Origin of the sequence: Streptomyces sp. PsTaAH-137 (genome assembly GCF_003259365.1) — a bacterium.
Taxonomy (GTDB): domain Bacteria; phylum Actinomycetota; class Actinomycetes; order Streptomycetales; family Streptomycetaceae; genus Streptomyces.
Map to the genome: position 1 here is coordinate 1 of NZ_QLLY01000041.1, position 8,729 is coordinate 8,729.

The 8,729-nt window shown below is 71.6% G+C and carries 8 protein-coding genes; 2 read left to right on the forward strand and 6 right to left on the reverse strand.

Annotated features, from left to right (window positions below):
• From K377_RS40160 to K377_RS40185, 6 genes are all read right to left on the reverse strand, one after another.
• Positions 1-1,711: condensation domain-containing protein (locus K377_RS40160; protein ID WP_146614852.1), on the reverse strand; the 1,711-nt coding region annotated here is incomplete at its 3' end.
• 37 nt (positions 1,712-1,748) lie between these two features.
• On the reverse strand, positions 1,749-2,936 hold the full coding sequence (locus tag K377_RS40165; protein ID WP_111668596.1) for an NAD(P)/FAD-dependent oxidoreductase: 1,188 nt from the start codon (positions 2,934-2,936) through the stop codon (positions 1,749-1,751).
• A 117-nt stretch (positions 2,937-3,053) separates the two neighbouring features.
• Positions 3,054-3,287: an acyl carrier protein gene (locus tag K377_RS40170; protein ID WP_111668597.1), complete on the reverse strand. Its 234-nt coding sequence runs from the start codon at positions 3,285-3,287 to the stop codon at positions 3,054-3,056.
• Between the two features lie 37 nt (positions 3,288-3,324).
• Positions 3,325-4,917, reverse strand: coding sequence for an amino acid adenylation domain-containing protein (locus K377_RS40175; RefSeq protein ID WP_111668598.1), 1,593 nt, complete (start codon positions 4,915-4,917; stop codon positions 3,325-3,327).
• 27 nt (positions 4,918-4,944) lie between these two features.
• Positions 4,945-5,724 (reverse strand): LmbU family transcriptional regulator, encoded by a 780-nt coding sequence (locus tag K377_RS40180; protein WP_237551614.1) that lies wholly within the window; start codon positions 5,722-5,724, stop codon positions 4,945-4,947.
• Between the two features lie 42 nt (positions 5,725-5,766).
• The gene (locus K377_RS40185; protein ID WP_111668599.1) at positions 5,767-5,982 is read right to left on the reverse strand and encodes an MbtH family protein; all 216 of its coding nucleotides are present in this window, start codon (positions 5,980-5,982) and stop codon (positions 5,767-5,769) included.
• Positions 5,983-6,362: 380 nt separating this feature from the next.
• Here K377_RS40185 and K377_RS40190 point away from each other — a divergent pair, with 380 nt between their 5' ends.
• Positions 6,363-7,112 (forward strand): thioesterase II family protein, encoded by a 750-nt coding sequence (locus K377_RS40190; RefSeq protein WP_111668600.1) that lies wholly within the window; start codon positions 6,363-6,365, stop codon positions 7,110-7,112.
• A gap of 285 nt (positions 7,113-7,397) precedes the next feature.
• Positions 7,398-8,561 (forward strand): serine hydrolase, encoded by a 1,164-nt coding sequence (locus K377_RS40195; protein WP_181512766.1) that lies wholly within the window; start codon positions 7,398-7,400, stop codon positions 8,559-8,561.
• Positions 8,562-8,729 lie beyond the last annotated feature (168 nt).

Here is an 8,729-nt window from a genome sequence, read left to right on the forward strand (position 1 = left end):
CCTCCCGCCAGGTCGCGGTGTCGGTGACCGCGAAGCGCGGGGCGGCCTGCGCCAGCACGCTCTCGGCGCGTCCGGCGAGGTACTGCGGGTCCAACGGCACGTATCCGGCACCGGACTTGAGGATGCCGAGCAGCGCGGCCACCAGGTCCTCGGTGCGGGCCAGCGCGAGCAGCACCAGGTCCTCGGGGCCGGCGCCGTGGCGGACGAGCTCCCAGGCGACCGCGTTGGCGCGGTCGTCGAGCTCGCGGTAGGTCAGGGTCCGGCCGTCGCAGACGAGGGCCGGGGCGTCGGGCGTCGCCGCCACCTGCCGCTCGAAGAGGTCGGGCACGGTCGTGGCGGAGGCCAGTGCGGCGGGGTCGAGCGGGGCGATCAGGCGCTCGCGCTCGGCGTCGTCGAGGACGTCGACGGTGCCGATCGTGCGCCCGGCGTCGGCCACGAACTGCTCCAGGACGCGGACGAACCGCCGCGCGAGGCCCTCGGCCGTGTCACGGTCGAACAGTCCGGTGGAGTACTCCAGCCGGCACCGGGCCCCGCCGGAGGCGTCCGGCAGCAGGTCGAAGAAGAGGTCGAACTTGGCGGTGGCCGTCTCCAGGCGTTCGGTGCGCACGGCGAGGCCCGGTATCTCCAGGTCCGGCACGGGCGGCTGCCAGGAGAGCATCACCTGGAAGAACGGGTTGTACGCGGTGGAACGGTCCGGGTTGAGCAGTTCCACGAGCCGCTCGAACGGCATGTCCTGGTTGTCGTACGCGGCCAGGGACCGCTCGCGCACCTGGTCAAGCAGGGTGCGGAAGGTCGGGTTGCCGCTCAGGTCGGCGCGCAGCACCCACGTGTTGACGAAGAACCCGATGAGGTCGCGCAGTTCCTCGTCGGTGCGGTCCGTGATCGGGGCGCCGATGGGCAGGTCGTCGCCGCAGCCGAGGTGGTGCAGGAGCACGGCGAGCGCCGTGTGCATCACCATCGACACCGTGGCGTCGGCCTCCGCGGCCAGCTTCTCCACGGCGCCGAGCAGCGCGGGCTCGATGCGGAACGGGACGCGGTCGCCGTCGGGGCTCATCACCCGCGGGCGGGGGCGGTCCGTCGGCAGCTGGATCGGCTGCGGCAGGTCGGCCAGCATGTCGCGCCAGTAGGCGAGTTGGCCGGCCGCGACGCTTTCCGGGTCGGACTCGTCGCCGAGCACGTCGAGCTGCCACAGCGTGTAGTCCGCGTACTGGACGGGCAGCGGCTCCCAGGCCGGGGCGGCCCCCTCGCGGCGGGCCGCGTACGCCGTGGTCAGGTCGCGGAACAGGGGTCCGAAGGACTCGCCGTCCACCGCGATGTGGTGGGCCACGACGACCAGGGTGTGCTCCTGCGGCGCGCTGCGTATCAGGCGGGCGCGGATCGGTATGTCCGCGGCCAGGTCGAAGGTCTCGGTGGCCACCGCGTCGACCGCCGCGGCCCGCTCCCGCTCCCCGGCGGCCTCGACGAGCCCCAGTTCGAGCGGGCGCTGCCCGGAGGCGAGGACCTGCTGGTGCGGGACACCGTCGTCGCCCTCGACGATCACCGTGCGCAGGGCCTCGTGCCGCTCGACGAGGTCGCGCAGGGCGGCCCGCAGGGCCGGCACGTCCAGCTCACCGGTCAGCCGCAGGGCGAAGGCGCCGTTGTAGGTCGGCGAGGGGCCTTCGAACCGGTCCACGAACCACAGCCGACGCTGCGCGAACGACAACGGGATCATTGTGTCTCCAAATCGGCAACCGGGTAGCGGTCGTCACTCAGCTCTGGTCGAGCAGGGTCAGCAGGTCGTCGTTGTAGAAGTCGTCGAGGGAGCACGCGCCCGACAGCGTCGAGAAGTACCGGTCGATGTGCTCCTGGTGGCCGACCAGCTTGCGCAGCATGTCGGTGCGCCCCTCGGGCTTGAGCTCGGCCACGTTGAGGGCGCCCTGGTACTGGCTGAGGGCCTCGCCGCTCAGGTCGAGCTCGTAGCGCTCCAGCGCCGCGTCGAGCGCGGCGTCCTCGTGCAGGTCCTGGCCGATGTACTCGGTCAGCGACTGTGCCTGGACGAAGGCCTCGGTGATGCCGCGGGCGGTGATGGAGTCCTTGTGGGTGACGGCGTCGCCGATCAGCGCCCAGCCGGGCCCGTACGCCTTGCGGAAGAAGTTCTCCTGGTGGCCGGTGCCGTAGAGCTGCTCCACGCGCCGGCCCGCGCGCATCCGTTCGTGGAGCTCGGGGGCGGTGGTGCGGAAGGTGTCGAGGTAGAACGGCTCCACGCCCTTGCGGACGTCCTGGTACTCCTCCTGCGGGAAGTACGTCATGAGCAGCGTGAGGTCGTCGTTGGTGGGGATGACGCCGATCCAGCGGCCGGGGCGCTCGTACAGCTCGAAGTCCGAGGGCACGTCGGCCCAGTAGCTGTAGTAGGTGCAGGTGACGCGCGGGTGCTCGATGACGTTCGGTGCTCCCGCCTTGCGGGCGACCAGCGAGCGCATGCCGTCCGCGCCGACGACCAGGCGGGCCCGCTCGACGGCGAGGGCTCCGCCGGGCGTCGTGTAGCGCACGCCGGCGACCCGGCCGTCCTCCCACACCAGGTCCTTGACCGCGCAGCCCTGCCGGAAGTCCACGCCCGCCTCGACGGCGCCCTCCGCGAGGAGCGGGTCGAGCACGTACCGCCGCGGCGCGTACGTGTACGTGACTCCGTCGAGCGGCAGGGAGAAGCCCTCGATGCGGACGCCCGGGCCCTCGTAGCTCTGCCGGGTGATCTTCCTGCACCCCGCGTCGCGGAGCTTGCCGAGGAGCCCCCAGCGGCTGAGCAAGGACATTCCCTGCATATGGATGTAATGCGAGGAGAGCGTGTCCTGCGGGAATTTCGCCTTTTCCAGAAGCAGGACACGATAACCCTGCCGCGCAAAGAGCATGGCCGTCGGCGAACCCGCGCAACGGGCACCTACGACAATCACGTCGTACATGGCTCTCCTCTCTTACCGGATGATTTTTGGCACGGCTCGACCGCAGCCTCATTTTCATTTCGATGCTAATCACGGTGTCCCGCCGGCGGGACACAACTCAGGCCCTGACAGGACCTGTTACGAAGAGGCCACCGCGCCGAGCGATTCGATGTATGCGGTGATGGACGCCACCGTCGGATTGAGGAACATCTGGTCCATCGGGACCTCGACGTTCAGCTCGTCCATGAATGCGCCCTGGATCTGCACCATGATGACGGACTGGCCGCCAAGGGCGAAGAAATCGTCGTCGGGCGAAATGTTGTCGCGCTTCAGTTCACGGCACCAGATGGCGTGCACGCGGTCGGCGATCATCGCAGTCCTCTCGTTCGTCATGACGGTCTTTGCGGATTCATGCCGCGGTGCCGCCGGCGCTGAGTGCGTGATGCTTCTCCAGCGACGCGACGAGCGCCGCGCGGTCGACCTTCCCGTGCGGGCTGAGCGGGAGGCGGAGAATGTTCACGAACCGGGCCGGGACCATGTTCCGCGGCAGGACCCGCAGCAGTCCGGAGCGCAGGTCGTCCTCGGTGAGTTCGTGCCGCGTGGGCACGACGAAGGCGGTCAGTTCGGCCTCCCCCGCACCGCTTCGCGTGACCGCGACGGCGGCCTCCCGGACCCCGGGCAGCCGGCCCAGGACCCGCTCGATGTCGGTGGGGTCGATCCGCATGCCGCGCACCTTGACCTGCGCGTCCATCCGTCCGGCGACGACGAGTTCACCGTTCTCCGTGACGTGGCCGCGATCGCCCGTGCGGTAGAGCCGGACCGGGGCGCCGTCGATGACGGCGGTCGTGAACTTCGCGTTCTCCGGGCCCGAGCCGCCCAGGTAGCCCGCGCCGACGCCCGCCCCGGCGATGCAGATCTCGCCGGACTCCCCCGGCGCGACGCCGCGCAGCTCCTCGTCGAGCAGGTGGATGTCGGTGTTGTACGCGGGCCTGCCGACCGGAGCGATGGCGTGGTCGCCGGCCCGGTACGCGGACAGGTCGTAGGAGGTCGCGACGTCCGTGCACTCGGCGACGCCGTACTGGTGCAGCAGCGTGCACGTGTTGCCCTCGCGGCGCATCCACTCGGTGAGCCGCTCGGGCTTGAGCGCCTCACCGCCGAAGAGCACGTGGTCGAGCCGGGTGAGCGCGTCGCCGCCTCGCGCGGTCTCCCAGTCCACGAGGACGTACAGGGTGCTGGAGGCGCAGTGCACCACGCGGATGTCGTGCTGGTCGAGGATGCGGTAGGCCATCATGGCGTCGAAGTTCCGGCTCGCCATGAGGTGCTGGGTCGCGCCGCAGAACAGCGGTGTCATCAGGGCGCGCTGGGACAGGTCGAAGCCGAACGCGCTGACGACCAGGTTGTGCGATCCGCCGTCCAGGCCGTACTCGAGCTTCAGCCAGTTCATGAGGTTGAACCAGCCCTCATGGCGTACCGCGGTCAGCTTCGGCGTGCCGGTCGAGCCGGAGGTGAAGACCGCGTAGCACAGGTCGTCCCCGGTCACCTCGACCGCGGGCCGGGTCGCCGGGAGGCCGGCCAGCGTGCCGGAGAGCCGCGCCAGGTCGACGACGTCGACGGTGGCGGCGGCGACCATCGGGGCGGTCGACTCGGACGCCACGATCAGCGCGAGGTCGGGCACCTGCCCCAGCAGCTGCTCCAGCCGGGCCGCCGGGTAGGCCGGGTCGAACGGCACATAGGCCGCGCCCGCCTTGAGCGTGCCGAGGAGGGCGACGAGCAGGTCGAAGGAGTAGTCGAGGCACAGGCCGACCTTCGCGCCGCGACCGTGGCCGCGCTCGACGAGATAGTGCGCGAACCGGTTGGCGGCGGCGTCGAGTTGGGCGTACGTCATGTGCTCGCCGGCACGGACGACGGCGAGGGCGTCGGGCGTGGCCGCCGCGTTCGCCTCGAACTGCTGGTGGACGACGGGCGCCGGGGGCAGGGCGACCCGCTTTCCCTGAAGGATCATCAACTGACTCCGATGTGAGAGGTCCCTCTAGGCGGATCGCCGGTCGGCGGTGTCGAGCACCTGGGTGACCCACTGGTCGACGGGCAGGCCGTGCGCGGCGGCGGCCTTCGAGTAGTACTCGAGCTGGCCGGCGGAGAGCTCTATGGTGAGGGTCGTGACCTGCTGACGGTGCTGGTCGGCGGGCGGCCCGGCGAGGCGGGGGGCCGGCCGGCCCTGCTCGCCGTCGGGGCCGGTGCCGGTGCCGGGAGCGCCGTCGGCCGCGGCCGTGGCGGACGGGTCGGCGGGCGAGGCGCCGTTCTGCACGGCGAGCCCGGCCCGGACCGCCCTGCGCAGTTCGTTGCGCGACCACTTCTGCTGCTCGGCCTTGCGCAGCCAGTAGTCCTGCTCGGGCGGCGCCAGGCGGGTCACCTCGGCGTGATGGGCGAAGCTGAGGGAGTCGCGCCTGCGGTGGTGCTCGAACCGCCGGGCCACCCAGGCGTAGTTGCGCAGGGTCTGGTAGTCGAGGCCGGTCCGCTCGATGGCCTCCTTGTACCGGCGCCACCCGTACGTGGCCTCCCCGAAGAGCAGCCAGTCGGCGAGCCACCACGCGGAGGAGTTCACCAGCTCGCGCAGATTGGTCCCGATCTCCTCCCAGGCCCTCTCCGGCAGGTTCTGCGGGAAGGTCATCCCCGACTTGCGCACCTTGGCCGGTGTCCCGACGAAGTTCGAGGCCACGTCGCGTACGGGCGCACCACCGCCCGCCACCGGCCTCGCCCCGTGTCTGCTCGCGGTTCTCACGGCGCCCGTCGCCACGTTCATCTCCCCCATCCGAAGTGTCCTTGCGGGTGTCGCGCGTCCGGGAAGCGGGGGTCAGTCCCCCGCCATGGCCTCCTGCAGGCTCTTGGGCCGCAGGTCGGTCCAGTTCTGCTCGACGTACTCCAGGCACTCGGCGCGGGACGCCTCGCCGAACACGGCGCGCCAGCCCGCGGGCACCTCGGCGAACGCCGGCCACAGGGAGTGCTGCTCCTCGTCGTTGATCAGAACGTGGAAGCGGCCGTCCTCGTCATCGAAGGGGTTCGTGCTCAACTGGCACCGTCCTTAACCGTCACGGAATGACTCGGGATTGGGATGCGGCGGGCCGGGCGCGACAGCACCAGGCACGATCGCCGTTCGGCGTGGTCCGGTCGGCCGTGGACGCGGTGTCCGGCGAGCCGGACAACGGCGTCGGGCCACCCCGGCGTTGCCACGTCACCGTAGGGACCCGGACGAGGCGGCTACAAGAGCCGGAGGGCCGAGTCGTCCCGGGCTCGAGCGGTTCTGTATCCGGCCCGGACGACGCCTTCGGGACCACCGGAAAAGAACCGCTCGACGTGTGCTCCGGGGCGGCCGGAGCGGGCCTTGAGCGGGGTCCGTACGGTGGCCGGAGGCACTATCGTCGGCAGGTGCGCCCGAGCCGAGGGAGAGCGATGGACGGCACCCGACCGGCCCGGCCGGAGCTGCGGCTGTTCGTCCTGCACCACGCGGGCGGCTCGCACGTGCCGTTCCGCCACTGGCCGGCCGGGCTGCCGGACACGTGGGACGTGCGGCTCCTCGACGCCCCGGGGCACGGCCATCTCATGGACCGCGCGCCGATCCAGGACGCCGGGCTCCTCGCCGACTTCCTGCTGCGCGCCGTCGCGCCCGCGCCGGACGTCCCCTACGCCCTGTTCGGGCACAGCATGGGTGCCCTCCTCGCGTACGAGATCGCCTGCCGGACCGTCGAGTCGGGCCTGCCCCGGCCGGTGTGGACCGGCGTCTCCGCGCGGCCCGCGCCGTGCGCGGCCGTCCGCTCCGCCCGTTACGGCGATCTGTCCGACGCCGCGCTGCGGGACCGGCTGAAGCGGCTCGGCGGCACACCCGACGAGGTCTTCGACGACCCGGACCTGTGGGCCGTGTTCGCCCCGGTCATCCGGGCCGATCTGCGGGTGGTGGAGAACTGGCGCCCGCGGCCCGGCGGAAGGCCGCTGCCGGTGGCCCTGTCCGCCTTCGCGGGCGCCGGGGACCACGCGGCCTCGGCGGCGCGGATGGCCGGCTGGGCGGAGCACACCGAGCACTTCATCGGGCTGCGCGTCCTCGACGGCGGCCATTTCTACTTCGCGCACGACCCCGGTCCGCTGCTGCGCCGGATCGAGCAGGACGCGCGCACGGCGCTCGCGGCGGCGTCCCGCCTCCGCTGACGGTCCCGCGGGCGGAATACGACCGACCGCTTCCGGCCGTCCACGGTCCGCCCCTCGGGCCGCGCCCCGCCCCGGCGCCGCCGTCCGCCCTCCCCCCCGACCGGCCGTTCGCGGCGGCCTGTTCCTCTTGTCGTGCCTGGTCATCCCGTCGCCGGTCGGCGGGATCGCCGCACGGGCTATCGGCCCGGGACACGGCTGACCTACGGTGCCGCCGTCGATGCGCACAAGTAAGACATCGGCCAACTACGGGCGACAACAGGGGAGCGGGCCATGACGACAAGACGGATGAGACCGAGGGCCGGCGTGGTGGGTCTGGCGGCCTGCGCGATCATGGCCACCGCCTTCGCGGGTCCGGCGGGCGCCGCGCAGGGCCCGGCCGCCACGCCGGCCTCGCACGCGGCGACGCAGCGCGCGATCGACGCGGCCGTCGCGGCCGGCGTGCCCGGCATCACCGCCGAGGCGCGCGACGCCTCCGGGGTGTGGAAGTCGGCGACGGGCGTGGGCAATCTGAAGACGGGCGCACCGCGCGGCCAGAACGACCGGTTCCGGACCGGCAGCATCACCAGCACCTTCGTGGCGACCGTGCTCCTGCAGATGGAGGCGGAGAAGAAGCTCAGCCTCGACGACAGCGTGGAGCGGTGGCTGCCCGGCGTGGTGCAGGGCAACGGCAACGACGGCCGCGCCATCACCGTGCGCCAGCTCCTGAACCACACCAGCGGCCTGTTCGACTACTTCTCCGACCCCGCGTACGTGCAGACGTACGTGCTCGGGGACGGCTATCTCCAGCACCGCTACGACACCCTGGCGCACGACCTGCGGGTCAAGGTGGCCCTCTCCCACCCGCCCGCGTACCAGCCCGGCGTCCGGCACTGGTTCTCCAACACCAACGACGTCCTCGCCGCGATGGTGGTCGAGAAGGTCGGCGGCAAGAAGTACGAGGACGAGGTGCGCCGCCGGATCATCACCAAGCTGGGCCTGACGGCGACGTCGAACCCGGGAACGGCGACCACGCTGCCCCGGCCGAGCAGCCGCGGCTACTCCAAGCTCTTCGCCGACCAGCCGGACCGCATCGAGGACGTCACCGAGGTGAACGGGTCACAGGCCTGGGGCAACGGCGACATCATCTCCAGCGCGGCGGACCTGAACCGGTTCTACGCGGCACTGATGGGCGGCAAGCTGCTGCCCCCGCAGCAGCTGAAGGAGATGATGACGACCGTCGTCAATCCCGACGTCCCGGTCTCGTCCTACGGGCTCGGCGTCGAACGGCTCACGCTGAGCTGCGGAACCGACGTCTGGTACCACGACGGCGGCGCGGTGGGCTGGATCTCCGTCTCCTCCTTCACGGAGGACGGCCGTCACGTGTTCACCTTCAACTACAACAGCGACTTCGCGGGCGAGACGCTGCTGCCCGTCCTGGACGCCGAGTACTGCGGCACGCCGGCCGGCTGACGCCGGACGGCCGGGGCCCCGGTCCGCCCGGACTCGACGCGCTGTCAGGTGCGGGCGGATAGGTATGGAGCACCGGCCCGCGGCCGCGTTGGAACGACCTGTCTGTCTACGGGGAGGACTCATGACCGTGCGAGCAGCCGTGGCGGGAGCCAGTGGATACGCGGGAGG